This window comes from Ruegeria sp. CF3, from assembly GCF_056537365.1.
The window spans coordinates 628,141-651,573 of the sequence record NZ_JBQFRK010000002.1; the positions used below are offsets into that span (position 1 = coordinate 628,141).

The following is a 23,433-nucleotide window of genomic DNA, read 5'->3' on the forward strand; positions in this document are numbered from 1 at the left end:
GCTTGGCGCGCCTGATCCCGAGCTGTGTCGCGTATATCCAGGATTAGCTGCATTAGTCAGCGGGCTCTTGATGGATGGGAACCAGCTGGTCGCCAAGGGCTTTTTCCAGTTTTCGGATGGTTCGCCGCCGCTGCCGCCAGAACATTTCTTCCCAGGCCAGATCAGGTGAGACAAATCCTGCATCGGCAAGCATTTTATGCAATCTGGACATGTCAAGCTCTCCAAGTGAATGGCGGTTGGGGCGACCGCGCGAAGCCAATACCCAATCAGTGCGAATGGCATTGGCGACTAAAGGCTCTTGCCCGCAAAAGGCCGCTAGCTGAGCTGAGATATTGTGATGCACCGAAGAAGTGCGGCGCGGGATCATTGCAACCTGCTGATCTGGACGGCCTACCAGAGCAAAAAGATGCAGTGCCGACCCGTCTAGTGCAACGATCTGACGGGCGGCTTTGTAACGCGCGATCTGCTTTTCCATCGGGTGTTGTTCCGGATAGAAAATCTCGTAACCGTTCTGGCGCAAATTCTCTTCGAGAAACTCTTCTCCGATAACGCCACCCCGCCGTATTCCAAGACCTGCGCGCGAGATATAAAGCCGCTCCGGCCCATCAGGGGGAACGTCGGCGCCAAAATTTTGATGGATCAAGGCACGATATTCAGGCGTTCCCGCCACAATCGGGCCCAGCCCAAACCCCTGACCGGGCACCTGCAGATGTTCTACCTGAGTTGGCTCGGTCACCACTTTGATTGGCAGATCAATACCCAGAAGCGCAAAAAAACTATGCTGCATGGGGCGTGTTTCACCCCCATTGGCGGGTCGCTTGGGGGTAAAGAGGACCCCATCAATATCCTTCGCGATTGCCGGCAGCGGCCAAAGACGTGCGGTGCTTTCAGCCAGGAAATGACCAAAGTGTACCCATAACAGCCCGGCATAAAGCCAGCGACCCGACAATTGCGGCAAAGGGTCTGTTGGCGATACCGGTTGGGTGGTCATGGCACGCTTTCCCCGCCAAAGCGCCCCATGCGCGCAATATTCCCGGTCTTCAGTCAGAACACCGGCTTCCTGCACCGTATCGGAGACTGCGGGCGGAACCACAATAGCCCGCTCAAGTGCAACAAGTTCACGTGACCATCCTTGATCAGGCTGAGGAGGTTGGTTCAGATCATTATCGTTAAGCGTAGACATCTTTGTTCACACCCGGTCAGAGCGACCGGGTCGACAAAGACATGCTTTTAGTCGGTCTTCTGGTGTTAAAGGCCGGGATAGATGATCGGCGAATATCCTTGTGATCTGTAGCCAGCTTCTTTGACATTCGCCTATCCCATAAACTGGACCCCAGATTAATCCAAGATCTGTGTTCGGGCTTCATAACATTCGGCCCTATTCACCCCAGTATTCTGATATGGCCGTACCTGCGCCGCTGCAAGTAATCGTAGTGAAATTTCTACGCCAGAAAAAGTAAAGGCTCTGTCCGTAGGAAGACAATCGAATATGTTGAGAGTGTCGCAGTTTATCATCCTTGCCTGAAGCGACCGCCATTACTTTGATTGCCAAGTTGTTGCACGTTGTACTCAATACAGTGGCCGATTGGGGAACTGTCTGCCGAACAACTTGGCACTACGGTGTTAGCAGATGACGCCTAGTGTTTTTGATTCCGATCGTCCGAAACTTGGACACATACTGGCGCTTCTGACTTGCCCAGACATTTTAATCTTGGTCAACAGACTTCAGCACATCCTGTGGCATCGCCTTAGAGGGATCGATGTCATGTTTCTTGCATAGCTTGGCGACCTGGCTGTTGGGATGCGGCAAAGGAAACCCACCATCCATATTGTATTTCTTGCGCATGCTTGAGCCGCCAATGTGATGAACCCCCAACGCGTTTTCATCGAGCGATATGCGGGAAAACCGCGGCCGGAAATAATTCAAGCGCATGGCCGTAGGTTCTTGGGAATAGAATGACTCGGGTGGCAGGGCGTGTTTAACTTCACCGTTTTTGCCCAAAAAATAAGAGATAGCCTGAGGCCCGAACGTATAAAATGGCAGCTGCGACAGGTTTTCCAACGGTACCGAGAAAGAGCCGTCTTCATTGGACTTGCCGATGGAAACATCAATATTTTTTTTCCACGGCCAGTCATTGGGGATCACGATCTCGGACCCGTTCATAAAGTCATGCATACCCTGCAATGTTGGAGAACTGTGCGGCAGCCGGAGAGCCGCATTGTTAAAATAGCGTTTCTCTTTTGCGAAAATATACGGAATGTCGGGGATCGGCTGCATACACAACATATCGCAATCCATCCAGATTTCGTCGGATTCCCGAAGCATGTTGATCCTGAAAAAATCCGACAACGGGGCATAAGCGCTGTTTCGCTTTTCGTTTCGCCATATTTTCAGGTGGTCAGGCAAAAAAATACGTGCATCCGCATTTTCAACGCCCGGTGGTGTGTTCGTGATTTCTTTCAAAGAGTACAACTTGACCTTATGGCCGTGATCCACAAAGCTTTTGAGGCAGAGTTGCTCGAAAAAAGTCAGACTGGATCCATGCCAAAACGATGAAATTACTGGAGAAATTTCCATGCTGGATCAATGCCCGTTATATTTTTCGCTTGCTCCGCATTAGCATGGCTCCGGTATTCGATCCACTGGTTTAATGATCCCGATACAAGCGCAATTGTGATGGTGACCCAACCGTCCAATATGAACTGTCTGTAGCGCAGGTCCGTTAGTCAGAATTCTCGCACCTTTGTGTTTCGCGAAAAAGAACGAGCGGTAACGATCAAACTTTAGGGGCTCGCAATAAGCAGTAATTGTTTGGTTACCTCAACTTTGGTCCAGTTTTCTCAGTCCTCCCCGACAAAGGTCGTAAGATCACCCAAACTGTCTTAAATCGGATCGTCCAATAAGACCTCAGGATGCTCTTGCTTAAGGCGGAAAATTCACCGATCAAGGTTGCCACAAATCCAGACTTACTGGGCAATAGAGGAAGCCGGTGACTCTAAAGACGTGCAATCAGCGATTTTGGCCCTTCCCAAACACAGGAATCCTTTGAAAATGGCCACCTGGGGTGTCGTTACCATGGTCAAAGAGCCGCCAGAGCTGGTGGCTATATTTGCTTCCTATTATGCGTCACTCGGCGCGCAAGAGATCTTTATCTTTCTGGATGGTGATGATCCGAAAGCGCGGCAACTTCTGGCTCAGATACCGAACTGTCGCGTTGAAGTGATGGATGACACGTTTTTTCGAAGAAACTGGGACTGTGCTTATCCAGAAAACAGTTTCAGACGCCAAAGGCTGATAGCGACAAAAGCCTATCGAGAAGCAAAAGTCGATTGGATGCTTTTCCTCGATGCGGACGAGTATCTGCAAGCCGATGATTTTGCACAAGAGCTTGCTGACCTGCCCTCGGATGTTGATACGATTTCAATTCCTAATGGCGAGCGTGTGTTTTCAACCGAGGACACCACACCCGGACTTTTTGGTGGTCTTATGCTGAAGCCTAAGCACACCCGCGGCTATGTCGCCCGAAGCTTATTCGGAGAAGAACGACTCAAATACAGCGACAGAGGATTTTGTGCGCATCGTTTCGGAAAAAGCGCCACCCGAACGGGGAAGAACATCAAGTTAGGTGTTCATGCGCCACAGCGGTGGAGAGGCAACATCAAGCGACATGTTTCTCAACAATCGGTCATTTGTCACTTTGACGGACTGACCGAAATTCACTGGATGCTCAAATTGCTGAGATATCATGATATGGGAACATATGAATCACCTAAGGGCAGCAACGATTTCCGCTATGAACAGGTCCAATTCCTGAAAAATTCATCTTCTTTGAATGCTGTTCAAGAGCTTCATGACATTATCCGAAAATACGACAAGGACACCGAAGAAAGACTAAGGGGTCATGGTCTTCTCGATGATGTGCAGGTCCGCCCTTTCCGGGGTTTGGATTCCTATTATCCTGACCACGAGTTTGACTTGTCGGTTGAGTGGTTCAACGATGTTCTGAAGATGAATATGTCGGACCTCTATGCGAGATTACCGACATGATGTTTGATGCAAATAGTCTGACCTTATGCAAAACATGCTCTACCGACCGCTCATCCTTGGAATGGAGCAAGAATGACCGAAACGAACCCTGATGTTGCGATCCAGTACCGTGGATTGAAGATACCTTCATCGCCATTTCTGGACGAAACGATTATAAATCTGATCGAGCAGGACAATTATGAAAGCTGGGAAATGGATGGCGCTTTGAGCGTCGTTCAACCTGAGGATCGTATTCTGGAAATGGGCGCCGGGCTGGGTATCGTGAGTGGTGTTGTCGCGCTCGAGAACAAACCAGAGGCTATTCTCAGTTTTGAAGCCAATCCAAATCTAATTCCACACATCCGTCGTTTACATGCCCTAAATGGGCTTTCAGACCGGATCGAAGTCCGGAATGCGATACTAAGCGCCAATCCAAAGGATCCCGACTCTATTCCGTTTCATATTGACGCTTCATATCTAGGGTCTTCAGTTTTTGATAATGAAGGTGAATCAACAACATCAGTGCGCGTAGCTAAAGCGGACTTCGAAGCGGTGAAACGAGAGTTCGCTCCGACGGTTCTTGTGATGGATATTGAGGGGGCGGAACTGGATTTCTTGAGGAATGCGGACCTGTCGGGCATTCGAGCCATTGTTATTGAATTCCATCGCCTCATTTATGGGCACAAAGGTGTCCGGGCCTGTAAAAGGATTCTTTCGAACGCGGGTTTTCTACGGCTGGACGATTTGTCCTGGAGGGTTGTTTGGACCTGCACACGAGATCTTGGCTGAACCGCGTCATTGAGACGAGCATTTTCGAACTATGCGAATTGGCCAAGGCAGTTGAGCGCCCTGAAATGAAACGTTTAGCCGACTTGTGACCTGAATTTGCCCATAGCAATTTATTCGTTGCAACTATGTGCATCTGCGGACGGGAACTTGTGACAGGACCTCAAAGAACTGTTTCTGCCTTCAATCTCGGATCGCGGGGCTGGGTCAACGACCACGATGTCGGCGCTGTATGTCCCTGTCTTATTGTGCCGTTTTCCGGTCATAGCATCTGGAAACACCACCATTTTGCGACACCGGCGACACCCCGAGTTAACTGCAAAGCTCAAAGCGAAGCCGCACCCATCATACGGTGTGCAACAAAACTGTTGACGAGACCTGATCTCATCAATAATCGGTAACCATCTGTTGGGGTGCCCCTCGGGGCTGAGATGCAGACATGCAAACCCATTGAACCTGACCCGGTTAGGACCGGCGGAGGAAACAGGCATACCGGGCGCCCCGTGTCACAACTCGTGTCACTTCGCAGGCTCTGGGTCTTTCCACGCACATCCTGACCATGACAACGAAGGATGTGCCATGGTTGCGACTGCATTGACGATTGCCGGTTCCGACAGTGGGGGCGGCGCGGGAATTCAGGCGGATCTCAAATCATTCGGCGCAATGGGCGTGTTCGGTTGCAGCGTGGTCACCGCGATAACCGCGCAGAATACCTGTGACGTGACCGCAGTACATCCGGTACCCGACAATGTGGTCGCGGCTCAGATCAAGGCGGTCCTAGACGACATCCGCATAGACGCCATCAAGATCGGAATGCTGGGCACGCCATCATTGGTTGAAACAGTGGCCCGTGCAACGGAAGGTTTTTCCGGACCTGTCGTCCTAGACCCCGTCATGGTGGCGAAATCCGGGGTCGCCCTGCTTGAAGATCAAGCGATTGCCGCGCTGAAGCGGTATCTTCTGCCGCGCGCTGACCTGCTGACACCGAACCTGCCCGAGGCGGATAAGCTGCTGGGACAAACCCATAAGGGCGACAGTGCCGGACTGGTTGCGCCGTTGCTAGCGCTAGGTCCTAAGGCGGTTCTAATCAAGGGCGGCCATGCCGATGGCATTGAGTGCCTTGATGTGCTGGCAAAGTCAGGGTTCGTTGTCACGCTGGGGGCACCGCGGATCGCGACCCGCAACACGCATGGTACTGGCTGCAGTTATTCCGCAGCAATTGCGGGCTGCCTTGCGCAGGGCATGGATCTTGAGACTGCGGTGCGGCGAGCGCATGGCTGGCTGCACGCTGCAATAAAACGTGCCGACGGGTTGGAGATTGGACAAGGACACGGCCCGGTGCATCATTTTCACGAGATGTGGGCATGAGCGCTGTCACCATACTGGGTGCAGGGGTTGCCGGGCTTTGCGTTGCAGCCGAGCTGGTGTCACGCGGTGTTTCCGTACGGATGATCGACCCGGCAGGTCCCGTGAATACGCATTCCTGCAGCTGGTGGGCCGGTGGCATGTTGGCACCAGAATGCGAGGGCGCAGTCGCCGAACAGCCCGTTGTGGAACACGGGCGTAAAGCAGCGGATTGGTGGCAAAAGCAGGGGGCGCAGTTCGGTCAGGATGTGAACCGGAACGGTACCATGGTTGTCGCTCTGGGCCGGGATCAGAGCGAGCTGACGACGTTTGCACGGCGCGCCGAAGGCGTGGAATGGCTGGACCGTGAGGGCATCGCCCTCCATGAGCCACATCTGGCCGAGCAATTCGGCAAGGCGTTGTTCATCGCGAGTGAAGCGCATCTCAATCCCCGCCCGATGTTGACCGGGTTGCATGCGCAGCTGGTGGCCTCGGGCGTTGAGTTTCTGACCACAAGCGAAACGCTGGGTCAGGTCATCGACTGCCGTGGTCTGGCCGCGCAGGATCGGCTGAGCGATTTGCGCGGGGTAAAGGGTGAGATGCTCATCGTGCGCTGCCCGGATGTGTCGCTGTCGCGTCCCGTGCGGCTGCTGCATCCTCGTTTCCCGCTCTACATTGTACCGCGCGGCGATGGCGTATTCATGTTGGGCGCAACCCAGATCGAAAGTGGGCAGCGCACCCGCGCAAGCCTGCGATCCGTGATGGAACTAATGAATGCGGCCTATGCGCTGCACCCGGCATTTGGTGAGGCCGAGCTGCTGGAAATTGGCGTCGATGCCCGCCCGGCCTTTGCGGACAATCAGCCGCGCATCCGCCATTTCGAAGATCGCATCATGGTGAACGGGCTGTTCCGGCATGGCTATCTGCTTGCTCCGGCGTTGGCGGGGATGGTGGCAGATCTGGTGACCTGCGGCACGCAGCCCGCGCTTTGGTACGAGAACTGCGAAGGCACGAAAAGCGCGTATGAAACGCTGGGGAGAACCACATGAAACTGATGGTGAATGGTGAGGTCACCGAGGCCAAGGGCCCCAGCCTTGCCGATCTTCTGATCGAACTTGGCAAAGGCAACGACAAACTGGCCACGGCGGTGAACGAGGTGTTCGTTCCGGCATCAACACGTGCGGCGCACATGCTTTCCGATGGGGACCGGATCGAGCTGGTTTCGCCGCGGCAGGGGGGCTGACATGCCGGAATTCTACGGCAAGGAAATAGCGTCGCGCCTGATGTTGGGCACCGCGCAGTATCCGTCGCCCGCAGTGCTCGCCGATGCGTTTCGACGTTCGGGCGCAGGCATTGCCACGGTGTCGCTGCGTCGCGAGGCGGGTGGTGAAAGGGCCGGGCAGGATTTCTGGTCTCTGATCCGTAATTTGGGTGTCGAGGTGTTGCCCAATACCGCCGGGTGCTACTCAGTACGCGAAGCGGTCACTACGGCGCAGATGGCGCGCGAACTTTTCGAGACCAACTGGATCAAGCTTGAGGTGATCGGCCATGCCGACACTCTGCAGCCCGACCCGTTCGGCCTTGTGGAGGCGGCGCGCATCCTTGCCGACGATGGGTTCGACGTCTTCCCCTATTGCACCGAAGATCTGGTGCTGTGCGAGAAACTGATCGAGGCAGGCTGCCGGGTACTGATGCCCTGGGGTGCGCCGATCGGCACCGGATTGGGGCTGAATAATCTCTACGGCCTGCGCTCGGTCCGGGCTCATTTCCCCGAGGTGCCTCTGGTGGTCGATGCAGGGCTGGGTCTGCCGTCGCAGGCGGCACAGGCCATCGAAATCGGCTATGACGCGGTGCTGCTGAACACGGCGGTCGCTAAGGCAGGTGATCCGGCGGCGATGGCCGAAGCGTTTGCGCGCGCGGTCGAAGCGGGGGCTTTGGCATTCGGTGCCGATGCGATGGAACCACGCGACATGGCCGCGCCCTCGACCCCTGTTTTTGGAAAGGCCATGTTGTGATCTTGCCGTCGTTCTACCCGATCTTCGATGACATCTCATGGCTGCGCCGAATGCTGCCGCTCGGGGTGCGGTTGGTGCAGCTGCGCATCAAGGAACATCCCCTGGATGCGGTGCGCGCGCAGTTGGCGGAGGCGCGGGATTTGTGCCGCGACCACGGCGCTCTGTTGGTGGTCAATGACTATTGGGAACTGGCGATTGAGCTAGACTGCGACTGGGTGCACCTAGGGCAGGAAGATCTGGATACCGCTGACCTTGACGCGATCCGAGCTGCTGGATTGAAACTTGGAGTCTCAACCCATGACGAAGCAGAGCTTAAGCGTGCGCTGGCTTTGCGGCCTGACTATGTGGCACTCGGGCCCGTTCATCCGACCATTCTTAAAAAGATGAAATGGCACCAGCAGGGTGTCGAAAAGCTGACCGACTGGAAGGCGCGGATCGGACCTATTCCGCTTGTGGCGATAGGTGGCATGTCGGTCGAGCGCGCGCAGGGTGCGTTCGCCGCCGGGGCCGACATCGTGTCCGCCGTGACCGACATCACCTTGAAGGACGACCCAGAAGCCCGTGTACGCGAATGGCTAAGGATCTGCCTATGAGCCGCTATGCACGCCAGATTGCTGTACTTGGCTTTGGCGCGTCGGGGCAGGAAAACCTGCGCACCGCGCATGTACTGGTGATTGGCGCAGGAGGGCTTGCCGCACCAGTGCTGCAATATCTGGTCGGGGCCGGTGTGGGACGTATCCGTTTGGTTGATGCTGACAAGATCAGCCTGTCGAACCTGCACCGCCAAACGCTGTTCCGTGAACGCGACATAGGGCAATCCAAAGTGCAGGTGGCAGCACGTGAAATGATGGCGCTGAATGATGAGGTGCGGATCGAACCGGTCGAAACCCGCTTTGATCCGGCCAATGCCTCGCAACTTTGTCAGGGCATCAATCTGGTGCTGGATTGTGCCGACAGTTTTGCCGCCAGCTATGTGGCCTCGGATGTTTGCCTTGATGCCGATTTGCCGCTGATCAGCGCCAGCGTGGTGGGCTCGGAGGGCTATGTCGGGGGCTTCTGCCACAAGGCTCCGGGTCTGCGCGCGCTGTTCCCGGATCTGCCTGCAAGGCTGGGTTCCTGTGACGCCGATGGCGTGCTTGGCCCGACGGTGGGTATGATCGGCAGTCTGCAAGCGCAGATCGCGGTTGCGGTGCTGAGCGGGGACCTTACGCCAATGGGGCGTCTGGTGACCTATGAGGCCACCAGCATGCGCTTTGGCGGTTTTCGCTTTGACGGCGCGCCGGATCCCGCACCAGAGCCGGACTTCATAGCGCAAGAGATGCTTCGGGCCGACGATCTGGTAATCGACCTACGCGCCGCAGATGAAACTGGCCCGGAGCTGGCCGGGGCTCAGCGCCTCAGTGTCGATGAAATCGATCCGCGTGACCCCCTTTTGCAAAACAACAGACGCCTCATCCTTGCCTGCCGTTCCGGTCTTCGGGCCTGGCAGGCGGCGATGCGGATTTCCACGAAAAACGGGCCCGAAATCAAACTTCTGGCCCTAGGTGACAACAACTGAAACGAGGAAACCGAATTGAAACATTTTCTGACCGTAGCGGCGATGCTGATGGCTACACCGGCGCTGGCACAAGACAAGATGACTCTGCTGCTGGATTGGTTCGTGAACCCTGATCACGGTCCGATCATCGTGGCGCAGCAAAAGGGTTATTTCGCAGACCAGAATCTTGAGGTCGAGATTGTGCCGCCTGCTGATCCCTCGGCCCCACCGAAACTGGTGGCCGCTGGGCAGGGTGACATCGCCGTGAGCTACCAACCAAACCAGCACCTACAGGTAGCCGAAGGTCTGCCGCTGATGCGTGTCGGCACGTTAGTGGCGACACCACTCAGCTGCCTTTTGACGCTGAAGGACGGCCCAATCCAGGAAATCAGCCAGCTAAAGGGCGGCAAGATCGGGTTCTCAGTTGCCGGCGTAGAAGAAGCGGTGCTGAGTGCCATGCTGGGCAAGCACGGTGTCGCGCTGAACGAGATCGAAATGATCAACGTCAACTTCTCGCTCAGCCCGTCGGTCATGTCCGGACAGGTCGATGCGGTGATCGGTGCCTATCGCAATTTTGAGCTGAACCAGATGGAAATCGAAGGCATCGAAGGCCGATGCTTCTATGTCGAAGAAGAAGGCGTGCCGACATATGACGAGCTGATCTATGTCGCCAACCCCGAGCTGATGGACAAGGACAAGGTGCGCCGCTTCCTGCGCGCCACCGAGCTGGCCACGCAATACATCGTCAACAACCCGGATGAAAGCTGGGAGGTTTTCAAAAGCTACGCGGAAGAGCTGGACGACGAGCTGAATGCAAAGGCCTGGGTCGACACCCTACCCCGCTTTGCCTTGCGTCCTGAGGCGCTGGACGAAGGCCGCTATATCCGCTTCGAGGAATTTCTGGCCAGAAGCGGCCTGGTCGAGGGCACCCGCCCAGTATCGAAAATCGCGGTCGATCTGGGGGCACAATGAACTACGGTACCTCATTTGAGGCGTGGCGAGCGGCGGCCGGGGAAACCTGGCCTGCCTATACCCGCCACGCATTCGTGCGGGGCATGGGTGATGGAACCCTCCCGCGCGCAGCGTTTCTGCACTATCTCAAGCAGGATTATGTCTTTCTGATCCATTTCGCCCGCGCTTGGGCGCTGGTGGTGACCAAGGCCGAGACCGTCGCGGATATGCGCCTCGCCGCGGGGACCGTGAATGCACTGATCAATGGCGAGCTTGCCCTGCATATCGGCATCTGTGCCAAGGCTGGGATTTCCGAGGAAGAACTTATTGCAACGCAAGAGCGTCAGGCTAATCTTGCCTATACACGCTATGTGCTGGATGCCGGGCATTCAGGGGATATGCTTGATCTGCTGGCCACACTGGCCCCCTGCGTCATGGGCTATGGTGTGATCGGGGCGGAGCTTTCGGCGACAAAGACGTCGGAAACCTATGCCGATTGGATCAACACTTATGGCGGGGAAGATTACCAACAGGTCTGCTGCGATGTTGGCGCGCTGATCGATGGCGTGGTAGCGCGGCGCATCGGGGATGACCCGCAAAACTGCCCACGTTGGGCAAATCTTTGCGACCGCTTCCACAAGGCGACCGAGCTTGAGGTCGGCTTTTGGGGCATGGCATCGCAGCCATGAGCCCGGCCCCCGCCCTATATCTGCGCGGATCACTGTCGATTGGCGACACATCCATCGCGCGCGGCATTGATCTGCGACTTGATGCAGGGCGGTGGACCTGTCTTCTGGGGGCCAGTGGTGTGGGCAAATCCACAGTGCTCAAGCTGCTGGCCGGACTGGGAGACCATGTTTCTTTGGACGGTGAAATCTGGGCCTCGGACGGTGGCGCGCTGGCCGGGCGGGTGGCCTTAATGGCGCAGAGTGATTTGTTGCTGCCTTGGCTATCAGCGCTCGACAATGTGGCAATAGGGGCACGATTGCGCGGCGAGAAATTCGATCGGGGCCGGGCCGAGCAGGTACTGGAGCAAGTTGGGCTAGGCACACATCTGGGCAAGAAACCGGGAAAGCTCTCCGGTGGGCAAAGACAGCGCGTGGCCTTGGCCCGAACCCTGATGGAAGACCGCCCCATTGTGTTGCTGGACGAACCATTTTCAGCCCTTGATGCCCTGACTCGGGTGCATATGCAGGACCTCACCGCACATCTGCTGAAGGGACGTACGGTGCTGCTTATCACCCATGACCCGGCCGAAGTGGCGCGGCTGGGGCAGAACATCATGATCATGACGCGCGACGGGCTGCACCCGGTCGAAACTCCAATGGGCAGCATCCCGCGCCCTGTTGATGATCCGGGTGTGCTGGGCATCCAGGCCGCGCTGCTTCAACAACTCAGGACGAACAGATGAGCGCAAGCGAAACTCTCAGGGCGCTGAACCAGGACAACTGGACAGCGGCCACGACACATGACTTTACCAATGCGCTGGCAACCGGAATGCTCGATCACGACAAAATGGCTGGCTATTTACAGCAGGATTACCTTTTCGTGGAAGGCTTTGTGCGGCTGCTGGCCTCAGCAGTGGCGCATGCACCCAACCTCGCCGATGCTGTGCCGGGCGCACAGTTTCTAGGTCAGATCTGCGGGCCGGAGAACACCTATTTTTTGCGTGCATTCAGCGCGCTGGATGTGCCGCAGGCAAGCGAAGCCGCACCCGAAACACTGGCGTTTCAAGCCCTGATGGACGAGGCTCGTGCATCAGGGCGTTATGAGCGGATGCTGGCGGTGTTGGTGGTCGCGGAATGGGTCTATCTGGATTGGGCTAGCCCGGTCGAAAACCGCGCCGATAATCTGCCGTTCTGGCTGGGTGAATGGATCACCCTGCACTCCGGCGACGGGTTCGAAAGTGTGGTGGCCTATCTGCGTGAGCAATTGGATGCGATCTGGCCGACCCTTTCGGACCAGGCGCAAACCGAGGTTGCCGCCACCTTCGAAAAAGCCGTGGCCCTAGAGCGCGCCTTTTTCGATGCCGCATGGGCAGGATTCCCGGTTGCCCGATGACAGGTTGGTCCGCAGGAATCGCTGCAGTCGCAGTGGCAGTGTCGCTTTGGCAACTGGTGGTCTGGGCCACCGGCTTGCCGCGTTTTATCTTGCCTCCGCCAGCGCTGGTTTCCGAAACCATTTGGAACAGCCGCAACCTTCTGCTGGAGCATGGGCTGGTCACCGCGACCGAAGTGCTGATCGGGCTGGCCCTTGGCGCAGTGCTGGGCGGGCTGTCGGCCATCGGCCTTGCCGCCTCACCGCTAGCACGCGCGCTGGTGCGACCGATTTTGGTGTTTTCCCAGACCATCCCCGTCTTTGCCCTCGCACCGATTCTGACCCTGTGGCTTGGCTTCGGGCTCGAGGCTAAGATCGCTATGGCTCTGCTGATCATTTATTTCCCGGTCACTTCGTCTTTCTTTGATGCACTGATGCGCAGTAATCGCGACTGGCTGGATCTGGCTCGGGTCATGGGGGCGTCGCCCGCCCGAGTAATGTGGCACATCCGTATTCCATCTGCTCTGCCCGGATTTGCCAGCGGCCTGCGTCTGGCTGCTGTCTATGCTCCCATCGGTGCCGTCATTGGTGAATGGGTCGGAGCGTCGCGTGGGCTGGGATATCTGATGTTGCTGGCCAATGGACGTGCCAAAACGGACCTGATGTTCGCCGCTCTGATCGTGTTGGCGGTACTTACCATCATCCTGCACACAACGGTCAACGCCCTGTGCAATCGGTACCTGGATCAGCGTGATCGGATATGAACAAAGTACTGACCATAAGTATACGCGAACGCGGAGATCGACTTTAATCGTGCCACCAGCTGTGATGAAAAAGCTCAAAGCTAGAGTACATTGATTTCCAGAGCGCAATGTTAAACAAAGCTAGTTGGTCGAGCGGCGAACACAGAGTGTGCCGCAGTCACTTGTCCAAGAGTCCTACGGTAAGGATCAACTTGAATTAAGCCGAACCAGACCGCGTAGCGTCATGGTCTGAAAGTGGTTTATCATTGCCAGTGGCCACTACTTCCGCTGGTCAGGCCTCCGCAGCCAGAGAAGCCGAATGGTTTCCGTAATTTTTGCAACGCGGATCACATAGTGAACGCCCCACACACCAAAAGCCTGTTTGGTTGACAGATCCTGATTCCTCAGAAGATTTGTTAACGTCTTGAAGGAAGGGATCAATTTCTGCACAGGCGGGATGTAATTTACGATGCCGCGCTTGGCATTGCGGCGTAGCCTAGCCCCCTCAATACGACGGGCTTTGGTGATGTGATCCTCAAGACTGTCGCGCGCCGGATGACGAACGATGGCGTCTTCGGCAAACACAATCGCTTCGCCCGCAGATTGAGCACGATCATTCCATTCCATGTCCCCGCCGGACAACACCGTGTCGTTGAACCGACCGATGCGATCCATAAGCTCCCGCCGTACGATCAGATTGGCCGTAACCGCGCGCCCCCGTTCCACCCATTTTTTTTGCTCTAACCCCAAATGAACATCATAGAGTTCGGTCGTCTTCCAATCCTGCCCGTTCGGGATCAGCACAACATTGCCGCCAAAGCGATTAACCTCGGGGTGGTCTTCGGCTATTTTCAACCCGGCCTCTAGATAGAGCGGGTCAGGCTGACAATCGGAGTCGGTGAAAAACAGCAGCTCCGAGGCGGCTTCTTCGATTCCTCGGTTGCGCGCTGCGTATGAGCCGGGTTTTGCCTCACTTAGAATGCGGGCGTTGGCGGGCAGGCGAAACCCGTTGGGCATGGGGTCGGTCGGGTCATTGTTGACTGCAAGTATCTCGAACTGGTTTGTGTTCAGTGTCTGAGAGGCGAGCCCATCCAGACAAAGCTGCAATTGGTCCCAGCTTTGATAGGTCGGGATGATCACTGACGCGCTCAGGGACGAACGCGCCGGTGTAATGTCAGGCCGTTGGATCACGTCGGGATCATTCGGCATTGACGGCGTTCGAGTACTGATGGTCATACAGGGTTTTGAATGGCCCCGGTTTCTTCAGCAACTGTTGGGCGCTGCCCTGCTCAAGAACTTCACCAGCCTCAATCACCACGATCTTGTCCGCATGCATGATGGTTGAAAGCCTGTGAGCCACGATGATTGTCGTACGCCCTTCGGTCAGGCGGCCCAAGGCTTCCTGAACCAGATGTTCCGACCGCGAGTCCAGCGCACTAGTTGGTTCGTCCAGCAGCAGGATCGGGCTGTCGCGCAGAAGCGCGCGCGCGATCGCAAGGCGCTGTTTTTGACCACCGGACAGGAAGGCACCATTTTCACCAACCAGAGTGTCAAAGCCTTTCTCAAGCGACATGATGAAGTCATAGGCATTCGCGGCCTTGGCAGCCTCGATCACGTCGTCTTGCGAGGCACCCTCACGGCCAAAACGGATGTTGTCGGCGATTGAGGCCGAAAACAGAAACGTCTCTTGCCCGACGAACGACATGTTCTGGCGCAGTGATTTGAACGAGGCGTACTTGATATCCTGACCATCGATCGATACCGAACCACTGCTCGGGTCATAAAGGCGCAGGGCCAAATTCAAAATGGTCGACTTGCCGCCGCCGGACAGACCAACCAGAGCGGTGGTCTTGCCAGCTTCGAACGTCAACGAAAGCCCTTTCAGGATCGGATCGCGACGACGGTAGCCGAAAGTGACGGCGTCGAACACCACCTCTCGCGGACCATCAGGCAGGCTTTTGGGATTGGCCTCTTCCGGCAGAGTTTCAGGCTCGTCCAACATATTGAACAACATCTGCACCCGGCGCAGACCCAGCTCCATCTTCACCCGCACCTTCGTCAGGCGCTTCGCGGGCTCATAGGCCATCATCACAGCGGTCACGAACGACATCAGTTCACCCGGAGTGGACGCTGCAGCGCCAAACAGCTTACCAGCGCTCAACCCGATGACCGAGGCAATTGCAAACCCGGCCAGGATATCCGTCAGCGGGCTCGTCGCAGCTTGCAAACGCGCAAGCTTGTTGCGGCGCTTCTCAACGCTTTTCACCGCCGAATTCATTTCGAGGGCCATGCGCTCTTCCAATCCGAAGGACTTGACCACACGTATACCAGCCGAGGTTTCTTGAATGACCTTCATGATCGCGCCCATCGATTGCAGCTCCATATCCGCAATCTCTCGCACTTTGCGAAGCAGCATGCGAACACCCAAGATCGCCAAAGGGCCGACGATAAGCGTAAACAAAGACAAGATCGGTTGCTGGTAGAACATCACGGCCAAAAGACCAATCAATGTAAGCATATCGCGCACCGCCGTGGTCACCATGATCTCGATCACCGTGCGCGCAGCCTGGGCGGTTTGTGTCACCTTCAACAACAGATCCGAGCTTTCGGTCAAATTGAAGAATGACACCCCTTGCCGCAAAAGTTTGTCGTAAAGCTTGATCTGCTGTTTCGAGACGATCCGGTTACCGGCACGGGTCAGAGCCACAATCTGGACGTAAGTCGCAATCCCTTTGACCAGGAAGATCGAGAATACAGCCATCGAAACGCCGAAAATCTTGGCTGAGTTTTCACTGTCAAACAGCGAATCCACCACATCACGCATGATAAAGGCGATACCTGCAGTGGTTGCCGCAACAAATACCATCGCGATGATCGCGATTGTATAAGGGACCGCTTGCTCGCGCATATTTTCGGAGAGCAGTCGCCACAGGACGGAATCACTCAATACGGCCGCAAATTTTGATTTGATCTTTTGCAATGCACATGTCCACTGTGATCAGGATCGAGCTATGTCACATCTGACGCGCTCATAAACAGTTTCCGCTAGATAGTCGCCTGTTGCCAGTTGAGCAAGCCCGCGCCCTATTCTGCCGCTTCAATGCGAATTGTTCGAACCGAAGGGTCTACACGTGAATAAGCGGCCAAAACCCTCCCCGACCATTTCTGTGCAATGTAATCCGCCATAAAACGCGTTGGTGCAATCAGAGTCGCCAGGCCCCCTGCCCTTTCGGCTTCGTTCAGATGCTTGAACCAACTGGACCAAAGTTCTGGGTCACGCTCATGTAGGATCGATTGAACCTGTGCCCAAACGTCTTCACCCTGCGGCGGCGGGATCGATGGCTTTGACTGAAATGGCACAACATTGGTATCGCGCTCTGGCTTCTGCTGCATTCGTTCCTGGAAATCCGTTCCGATCACGGGCCAGGCTTCCATTGTGTCCAGCATGATCTGCTTGAGGTCGAGTTCATAAACCGCAACCCGACCCCGAGCGGCGGGTCGTTTGACCGCAATCCAGCCTGCGCTGCGCAGCTTAGCCATCTCACGTTTAACTGTGCGTTCGTTCACGGACCACAACCGAGCGATCTCTTCCCGGCCAATCGACAGTTCATTGGAGCGCCAGTTATAGCGCGTGGTAATTAACGTCATGATGCGAAGAACACTGCGATGACGATGTTTGTCACCTGATAAGGCGTGAACGGCGAGCGCCGACAAGATATCGTACTTCAGTGCAGGCGCATTTCGCCCGACCGGTTTCGCAACCTGCATCCGTTTCCTCACCGCTCTTTTTTGCCTCATGCGGGTTGATCCCGCCGTAATCGCGCCGTTTCCCAACGCTTTTCGTGATTGTTCACTGATTAGCGTCCAATACTTCGATTCTGTCAAGAGTTCGTTGAGATCACGCTATTTGACAGGTGCTATTCGCTATCAAAAAATAAAAGAAGTAGGTGAATCTATGGTGATGGGGGACATACTGGGTGTCCCCTTTTGGAGCAATAATGTCCCCCTATATGCCGTATTTACTTCATTTGTGACCCCCTAAATCTGGTAGGATATCCGAAGTCAGGACGATTGCAGAGAGCAGCAGCGTTCCGAATCGGTCAGCATTACATACGGCCATATTTTCTTACCCGTGGGTAACATCACAACCTTACAATAATTTCTTTTGCCAAATATGCAAATCGGGCGTAAATAACAAAAGAGAGAAAAATAACGTCCAGAAGAATGAGAACTGAGGCATGTACACGCACGAAGACCTGAATGCATTGCGCACCCAGTCCCTGAAATTGCAGGGCTGGATTCGCCAGCAGACTTTCAGCCCTGAGATGGAGAAGACGCTAAGGCGGTTCTCAAGCTGGGAGGTGTCCGAGCTGATCTTTAAGGTGAACCAATCGACTTTCCGAGGAAAGCTGGCCGCCGATCCTTCATTGCCGGGAGGCGAGGTCGAGCCTGATGGGCGGCAGCGTTGGTTTAGTCTGGAAGAGGTAAATGAGCTCAGGCGGCGGCTTAAGGTTAATCGCAAAGCGCTCACTCCCCCACGCCCTGCGGGCAAGCGGGCGGTTCGGGCCGCTGTTGCCAATTTCAAAGGGGGGGCTGGCAAGTCGACAGTGGCGTTGCATCTTGCGCACGCCGCTGCTCTGGACGGCTACCGAGTATTAGTGGTGGATTTTGACCCTCAGGCGACGCTCAGCCATTCGATGGGTCTAACCGATGTCGCTGAAGATTTCACCGTCTGGGGTATCATGGCGCGGGATCTGATCCGTGAAACCGAGCGCATGAATAACCGCCCTGCGGCTGCGGAGTCAGGAACTGCCCTGCCCCGCCGAGAATTACCACCTTCTATAACGGATATGGGCCTCGGCGAACTGCGCATTTCTGATTTTATCAAGCAGACCTCATGGTCAACGATTGATGCGATCCCTTCTTGCGCCAACGCTGCTTTCGTCGAATTCGCATCAGCACAATATCGGCACCTGAATCCTGAGTGGTCTTTTTTTGCTGCTGTGTCCCGCTATCTGGATCAAATACCGAATGATGCTTATGACCTGATCCTGTTCGATTGCCCGCCTGCGATAGGATACCAATCCATGAATGCGGTGTTCGCAGCAGACATGTTGTATATCCCGTCGGGGCCCGGATACTGGGAATACGATTCAACCACCTCATTCATTGGACAGTTGGCTGAAGCCCTCGAAGATCTGGCCTATGGTTTCGACAAGACCTTACCCACGGGTAAGATTGGTTTACCCAAGACATTCTGCGAAATTCGGTTTTTGCTTACGCGCTACGAACCGGGGAACGCACTGCACACAGCGATGTATGACGCATTCCGCAAAGTCTTTGGTGAGCACCTCGCCGAGCACCCGGTCGAGATGACGCGTGCGGTCGAGCAATCTGGTCGGTTCCTGAGTTCAGTTTATGAGATGGATTACCGTGAGATGACGAGGGAAACCTGGCGTCGCGCGCGTTCGACATTTGATAATGTTTATGATGAATTCCGGGGCGTCATGCTATCGGCCTGGGACAAGCTGGAGGATGACGTATGAGCCGAAAACGCAGAATGTTCGATATCGATATGCCAGCGATGGAAGAAATCCCGGTTGGCAAGGTTCCGGATAAAGCGCTTGAGAAAAGGCGCGGACCAATGGCTACTGCAATCTCCGAGAACGCTAATGCGCTACGCGACCAGCAAACTACCGAAGATGCAATCAGAGTCGAAAATGACAGGTTAGCGCACGAGCTTGTGCGACTACGTTCAGAAGGGTATGTTACTGAACAGATCGCATTGGCGGATGTTGTTACCGAGCGCCTGACGCGCGACCGCAAGCCTGGCCCTGATCCTGAGTTGGATGAGTTGAAGGCTTCTATTCAGGATGTGGGTCTTTCGAACCCGATCCGGGTCGAGCGTCGCAACGATGGACGCTTTGAGTTAATTCAAGGAATGCGCAGATTATCGGCATTTCGCGCATTACTTGAGGAAACTGGCGACGCGCGATTTGCGACGATTCCGGCCGGTGTTTCTGACGTTGCAGAGCTGGATGATAGCTATCGTCGCATGGTCGATGAAAACCTGATCCGAAAGGATATCTCGTTTGCGGAAATGGGCGCGCTTGCGCGTGCCTATGCGGAAGACCCTTCCAATGATTGTCCGGATGTCGACAAAGCGGTTTCAACCTTGTTCAAATCTGCAAGCTATACCAAGCGCAGCTATATACGGGCATTTGCGAGTTTGCTGGCCATGTTGGAAAAGGTTCTTATGCACCCAAACGACATTCCACGGAATGTGGGTGTTGAACTCAAACGAAAGCTCGACTCTGATCCTGGATTGATCCGACAAGTCAGTACGGCTTTGGTGAGTGAACCAAATCGCAACAGCGTGCGCGAAGTGGCCATTCTTCGCGATTTTCTCACAATCGAAAATGCGACCGCCGCTAAGCCAAAGGCTGAAGCCGTAGATAAACCACGCCGCGCGAAGACAACGTTTCAGGTAAGGAGCAGGGCAGGGATTGCAAAATGTTCTGCATCCAGCGGAAGGATCGAACTTCGCTATGATCTCGACTTTACCCGTGTCGATAGGGCTAAATTAGAACGTGCTGTGGCCACTTTGATCGAGGATCTGCGAGAAGAAGACGATCTTACCCACGGGTAAGACGGGCTTAGCGAGATAGATCCGAAGCGCGGCGCTGGTTAATTTCAGCGCCGTTTTTTTGCACAAACTGGACAGCTGTTTGAGTCAGAACCTCACGAGGTCATCTGAACCATTTGATCGTACCACCCGGACTCAAACGCTTGTTTTGTGCTTCGGACGGCTGCATTCCGAGCAGAGGCGATGACATCAAGTCCAGTTAATTAATATAAGGCGTCGCGCCGCATTGATGTTAAACTGGGGCAGGTGATCTGCAAATTATTTAGTTTGTCACGGCGGAACTGATGCACAGTCTATGGGATAGGGCAGGGACCACGCCACGGCCTCAATCTTCGTGCGCACCGCCGCTGCTTTTCATCAGGAGAACTATCTTGGCGTGCGGTAACATATTCATAGCACTTGAGCATACAACGGTGTGGCGGTGAGTACCTATCAATGATTGGTATGAACGTGCCGTGGCTTGCCAGAGAAAGCGCGGCGATCGGTTGAATGATCGACAATAGAGAGCATCGTGTGTGAGTAGTGCGCAAAATGTACTAATAACTACTATTATTAATTCTGTCGGTCTGCAGTTTCATGCAGTAAGAGAATGTGATTTCGGCGGCATTCTTCTTCGCAAGTTTCCTGGGCTGAACAGGCGGTGGTTCTGTCGTAAACTCTGCTCCCACTTGTCAGATCGAACGCAGTCCTGTTAACGCGGGCTGGGACGTGACAGGAGCAAACTGTGACGATCACTTTGAAAGGCGCGCATTTTCCAATATCAATGGTTGTCGGAGGATCGGCAGCGACCGCGCAAACAGCGGCATATGGTCAAGCGGATCTTCGAGCAGTAGCGGGATGAGCATGGTTTCGAGGGTGGTTACACCATCATCAAGGACTATGTTCGGGAGCATGGTCGACAGCATCGCGAGATGTTCTTACCGCTTGACCATGCATCCGGCTATGCTAAGGCCAATTTCGGCGAAGCAATGGTGGTGATCGGTGGCATTGAGCAGAAGGCTCACTTCATTGCCTTGGATCTGCCGTAAAGCGATGCCTGCTACATCCGCGCCTATCCTGCGGCGGCTGCCGAGGCCTGGATGGACGGGCACGTCCGTGCCTTTAGGTTCTTCGGGGCCGTTCCGCGGTCGATCCTTTACGATAACGACCGGTGCCTTGTAGCAAAGATCGAGCCCGACGGAACTCGCAGGCGTGCGCGGCTGTTAAGCGAAATGCTGTCCCACTACGTGATCCAGGTCCGCAACGGGGCGTCCTGGTACGGGCAACGACAAGGGATCCGTCGAAGGGCTGGTGGTTATTCCCGGCGCAATTTCATGGTGCCGATCCCGAACTTTCCAACCTGGGATGCCTTCAACGACAGGCTTGAGAGGCAGTGCCAAAACGACAGGCGGATAAGAAGCGCGGGCATACCGCGACGATTGGCGAGCGGCTACAGCATGACCTGGACGTGATGGCTGCCTTAACGACCACGCCCTTCGAAGCCTGTAACTAGGCAACAGGCCGGGTCAATTCGCTCGCGTTGGTACGTTACAAAACCAATGATTATTACTTTCCGGCGCCTACGGGCATAGAGATGTCTGGATCCGTGGCTATGTTGACCGGGTGGTGATCGGATGTGGTGGTGAGGTCATCGCGCGACAAATTCGCAGTTACGACCGTGAGGACATGGTCTTCGATCCGGTTCATTACTTGCCGCTGATCGAGAAGAACATAACCGTTTTCGAACAGGCAGCTCCGCTAGCCGGATGGGAGCTTCCCAAGGTTCGATGCTCTCAATAAGATTATGGAGACACGCATGCTGAAAGCCGGAAGGCGCGAATACGTGCAGGTCCTACGGCTGCTCGAAAGCTTCGAAATGGAGGAGATTCATGCTGCAGTGAATACGGCTATCCAGATGGGGTGATCAGTTTGATGCCGTGAAACAACCGGTGCTGTGTCAAGTGGAGCGGCGGCCGCCGAGGCTCGATCTGAATGTCTATCCGTACCTGCCGCAGGCCAAGGTGGCGACGACATCTCTGGCCAGCTACATGTGCCTGACAACAGTTGCTTCGACATGACGGAGACGCCACAGGTCCTGCTGAACCATCAACTAAAAAAACTGAAGCTGCCGACCATCCTGCGGGAATACGACAAACGGGCTCGGCAGTGTTCCTCCGAGGGCCGCGACTATGTTCAGTTCCTGGCCCGGCTGATCGAGCTCGAACTATTTGACCGGGAAAGGCGGATGATTGAGTGCCGGATCAAGGCGGCTCGGTTCCCAGCGACCAATAGTCTCGACAGCTTTGACTTCTCCGCGATCCCGAGCCTCAACAAGATGCAGGTGCTGGAACTGGCGCTCTGCGAATGGATCGACCGCTGCGAGAACGTCATCGCTCTCGGCGCCAGCGACACCGGTAAGACCCACGTGGCGCTTGGTCCCGGGTTATCCCGCCAGCTGGATAAATTGCTGAAATGGACAGAGTCCGGGCGTGAATTGAGCTTTGCGGATCATTTTGACCAATTCTATACCTGCCAAGGCAGATGCTGCCGAAGCGAAAGATTTGAAGCCCAGCATGAATCTGATCCTTCGTTTGATGAAGTGGTGATCTTGTTCAATGATGGTATTGAGGTATTTGCGCTTGACCATCTCAATCGGGATTGGACAACTGAAGCTCTTGAGTATATTACTAACTGCCTTGATGCCGGCCATGTTGGTAAAACTACTGTCGATAACGATCTTGCGCGGTGGACCGTTCACCTCAAGTGCGCGGGCAAAAAACCTCGTCGCAGCAGCTTTGTTCCGGTGCTCGGACAGCATGAAATCAAGGGTCTTGCCGTGTTTATCGATCGCTCGATAAAGATATATCCATTTCCCTTTGGCCCGCACATATGTTTCATCCATTCGCCACAAACGTCGACGGATGCTTTCTATAACGCGCTGTGTCCGAAATGAGACCAGCATATTGACTGAACCAGCGGTTCAGTGTTGCAAGATCCAGATTAACGCCGCGTTCCGCAATGATTTCCTCCAGGTCACGGTATGAAACACCGCAGCGTAGGTAGAAGAAAACCGCGTGCAAAATCACGTCTTTCGAAAAATGCGCACCCTTAATTGAGATCGTCACGGCCTGCTGCTGTCATATTCCAGCCCACGTTAGCAGAACTGCGTTCGATCTGACAGGTGGGGATGGAGTTTGCGACAGAATTTGTTCGTCTGTTCAGTTTGAGGGTAGTTGCTGTAGTCGGGCTTTTTGTCGCTGGAAATCTTAACGCCGATTCTTAATTGGGCCAGATCGACTACCGAATTGGCTTCTTGTTTTTTGAGGGTTCATTTACTTTGCGTTCTCTGCGTCGGCATCTGTATCAAT

The 23,433-nt window shown here is 55.1% G+C and carries 20 protein-coding genes, 3 pseudogenes and 1 riboswitch; of the genes and pseudogenes, 17 read left to right on the top strand and 6 right to left on the bottom strand.

Features of this window, described 5'->3' with window-relative positions; genetic code table 11:
* Positions 1-52: 52 nt before the first annotated feature.
* Both ACR0KC_RS10490 and ACR0KC_RS10495 read right to left on the bottom strand, forming a co-directional pair.
* A complete protein-coding gene (locus ACR0KC_RS10490) occupies positions 53-1,183 on the bottom strand; it encodes a glycosyltransferase family 61 protein (RefSeq protein ID WP_480771817.1) in 1,131 nt (376 codons plus the stop codon).
* Between the two features lie 522 nt (positions 1,184-1,705).
* Positions 1,706-2,578, bottom strand: a complete 873-nt coding sequence (locus ACR0KC_RS10495) for a glycosyltransferase family 32 protein (RefSeq protein WP_480706332.1) — start codon at positions 2,576-2,578, stop codon at positions 1,706-1,708.
* Between the two features lie 474 nt (positions 2,579-3,052).
* On the opposite strand from ACR0KC_RS10495, the gene ACR0KC_RS10500 reads away from it, so the two are divergent.
* The 13 genes from ACR0KC_RS10500 to ACR0KC_RS10560 all read left to right on the top strand — a co-directional run bounded on the left by ACR0KC_RS10500 (position 3,053) and on the right by ACR0KC_RS10560 (position 13,461).
* Entirely contained in the window at positions 3,053-4,048 is a 996-nt protein-coding gene (locus ACR0KC_RS10500; RefSeq protein ID WP_480706334.1) for a glycosyltransferase family 2 protein, read from the top strand.
* A 72-nt stretch (positions 4,049-4,120) separates the two neighbouring features.
* Complete coding sequence (locus tag ACR0KC_RS10505) at positions 4,121-4,816, top strand: FkbM family methyltransferase (protein ID WP_170407497.1); 696 nt, start codon at positions 4,121-4,123, stop codon at positions 4,814-4,816.
* 396 nt (positions 4,817-5,212) lie between these two features.
* Positions 5,213-5,313: riboswitch (TPP riboswitch) on the top strand.
* Between the two features lie 79 nt (positions 5,314-5,392).
* Positions 5,393-6,181, top strand: coding sequence for a bifunctional hydroxymethylpyrimidine kinase/phosphomethylpyrimidine kinase (gene thiD / locus ACR0KC_RS10510; RefSeq protein ID WP_480706336.1), 789 nt, complete (start codon positions 5,393-5,395; stop codon positions 6,179-6,181).
* On the top strand, positions 6,178-7,206 hold the full coding sequence (locus tag ACR0KC_RS10515; RefSeq protein ID WP_480706338.1) for an FAD-dependent oxidoreductase: 1,029 nt from the start codon (positions 6,178-6,180) through the stop codon (positions 7,204-7,206). The genes thiD and ACR0KC_RS10515 overlap by 4 nt, the downstream gene beginning before the upstream one ends.
* Positions 7,203-7,400 (top strand): sulfur carrier protein ThiS, encoded by a 198-nt coding sequence (thiS, locus tag ACR0KC_RS10520; RefSeq protein WP_170647007.1) that lies wholly within the window; start codon positions 7,203-7,205, stop codon positions 7,398-7,400. Before ACR0KC_RS10515 ends, thiS begins: the two co-directional genes overlap by 4 nt.
* Position 7,401: 1 nt before the next feature.
* Positions 7,402-8,172: a thiazole synthase gene (locus ACR0KC_RS10525; RefSeq protein WP_480706340.1), complete on the top strand. Its 771-nt coding sequence runs from the start codon at positions 7,402-7,404 to the stop codon at positions 8,170-8,172.
* Positions 8,169-8,765: a thiamine phosphate synthase gene (locus ACR0KC_RS10530; RefSeq protein WP_170465689.1), complete on the top strand. Its 597-nt coding sequence runs from the start codon at positions 8,169-8,171 to the stop codon at positions 8,763-8,765. Before ACR0KC_RS10525 ends, ACR0KC_RS10530 begins: the two co-directional genes overlap by 4 nt.
* A complete protein-coding gene (locus tag ACR0KC_RS10535) occupies positions 8,762-9,730 on the top strand; it encodes a HesA/MoeB/ThiF family protein (protein WP_170395061.1) in 969 nt (322 codons plus the stop codon). The genes ACR0KC_RS10530 and ACR0KC_RS10535 overlap by 4 nt, the downstream gene beginning before the upstream one ends.
* Before the next feature lie 42 nt (positions 9,731-9,772).
* A complete protein-coding gene (locus tag ACR0KC_RS10540) occupies positions 9,773-10,681 on the top strand; it encodes an ABC transporter substrate-binding protein (protein WP_480706603.1) in 909 nt (302 codons plus the stop codon).
* Positions 10,678-11,349: a thiaminase II gene (tenA, locus tag ACR0KC_RS10545; protein WP_480771818.1), complete on the top strand. Its 672-nt coding sequence runs from the start codon at positions 10,678-10,680 to the stop codon at positions 11,347-11,349. Before ACR0KC_RS10540 ends, tenA begins: the two co-directional genes overlap by 4 nt.
* Positions 11,346-12,071: an ABC transporter ATP-binding protein gene (locus ACR0KC_RS10550; RefSeq protein WP_480706344.1), complete on the top strand. Its 726-nt coding sequence runs from the start codon at positions 11,346-11,348 to the stop codon at positions 12,069-12,071. The genes tenA and ACR0KC_RS10550 overlap by 4 nt, the downstream gene beginning before the upstream one ends.
* Positions 12,068-12,721 (top strand): TenA family protein, encoded by a 654-nt coding sequence (locus ACR0KC_RS10555; protein WP_480706346.1) that lies wholly within the window; start codon positions 12,068-12,070, stop codon positions 12,719-12,721. The genes ACR0KC_RS10550 and ACR0KC_RS10555 overlap by 4 nt, the downstream gene beginning before the upstream one ends.
* Positions 12,718-13,461, top strand: a complete 744-nt coding sequence (locus tag ACR0KC_RS10560) for an ABC transporter permease (RefSeq protein ID WP_480706348.1) — start codon at positions 12,718-12,720, stop codon at positions 13,459-13,461. Before ACR0KC_RS10555 ends, ACR0KC_RS10560 begins: the two co-directional genes overlap by 4 nt.
* 258 nt (positions 13,462-13,719) lie before the next feature.
* On the opposite strand, the gene ACR0KC_RS10565 is transcribed toward ACR0KC_RS10560, so the two are convergent.
* The 3 genes from ACR0KC_RS10565 to ACR0KC_RS10575 form a co-directional block, all read right to left on the bottom strand.
* Positions 13,720-14,649, bottom strand: a complete 930-nt coding sequence (locus ACR0KC_RS10565) for a glycosyltransferase family 2 protein (RefSeq protein ID WP_480706350.1) — start codon at positions 14,647-14,649, stop codon at positions 13,720-13,722.
* Positions 14,639-16,387, bottom strand: a complete 1,749-nt coding sequence (locus ACR0KC_RS10570; protein WP_480436466.1) for an ABC transporter ATP-binding protein — start codon at positions 16,385-16,387, stop codon at positions 14,639-14,641. Before ACR0KC_RS10570 ends, ACR0KC_RS10565 begins: the two co-directional genes overlap by 11 nt.
* Positions 16,388-16,524: 137 nt before the next feature.
* Positions 16,525-17,208: a DnaA N-terminal domain-containing protein gene (locus tag ACR0KC_RS10575; protein ID WP_170423102.1), complete on the bottom strand. Its 684-nt coding sequence runs from the start codon at positions 17,206-17,208 to the stop codon at positions 16,525-16,527.
* A gap of 470 nt (positions 17,209-17,678) precedes the next feature.
* On the opposite strand from ACR0KC_RS10575, the gene ACR0KC_RS10580 reads away from it, so the two are divergent.
* The 4 genes and pseudogenes from ACR0KC_RS10580 to ACR0KC_RS10595 all read left to right on the top strand — a co-directional run.
* A complete protein-coding gene (locus ACR0KC_RS10580; RefSeq protein ID WP_170423104.1) occupies positions 17,679-18,986 on the top strand; it encodes an AAA family ATPase in 1,308 nt (435 codons plus the stop codon).
* Positions 18,983-20,089: a ParB/RepB/Spo0J family partition protein gene (locus ACR0KC_RS10585; protein WP_480771819.1), complete on the top strand. Its 1,107-nt coding sequence runs from the start codon at positions 18,983-18,985 to the stop codon at positions 20,087-20,089. The genes ACR0KC_RS10580 and ACR0KC_RS10585 overlap by 4 nt, the downstream gene beginning before the upstream one ends.
* 761 nt (positions 20,090-20,850) lie before the next feature.
* Positions 20,851-22,143, top strand: a pseudogene (istA, locus tag ACR0KC_RS10590) (IS21 family transposase); the annotation flags it as partial.
* A pseudogene (locus tag ACR0KC_RS10595) lies at positions 22,140-22,514 on the top strand (ATP-binding protein); the annotation flags it as partial. The pseudogenes istA and ACR0KC_RS10595, both read left to right, overlap by 4 nt.
* Here the strand turns inward: ACR0KC_RS10595 and ACR0KC_RS10600 are convergent.
* Positions 22,509-23,190: pseudogene (locus ACR0KC_RS10600) on the bottom strand (IS6 family transposase). The pseudogenes ACR0KC_RS10595 and ACR0KC_RS10600 overlap by 6 nt on opposite strands.
* Between the last annotated feature and the right edge of the window lie 243 nt (positions 23,191-23,433).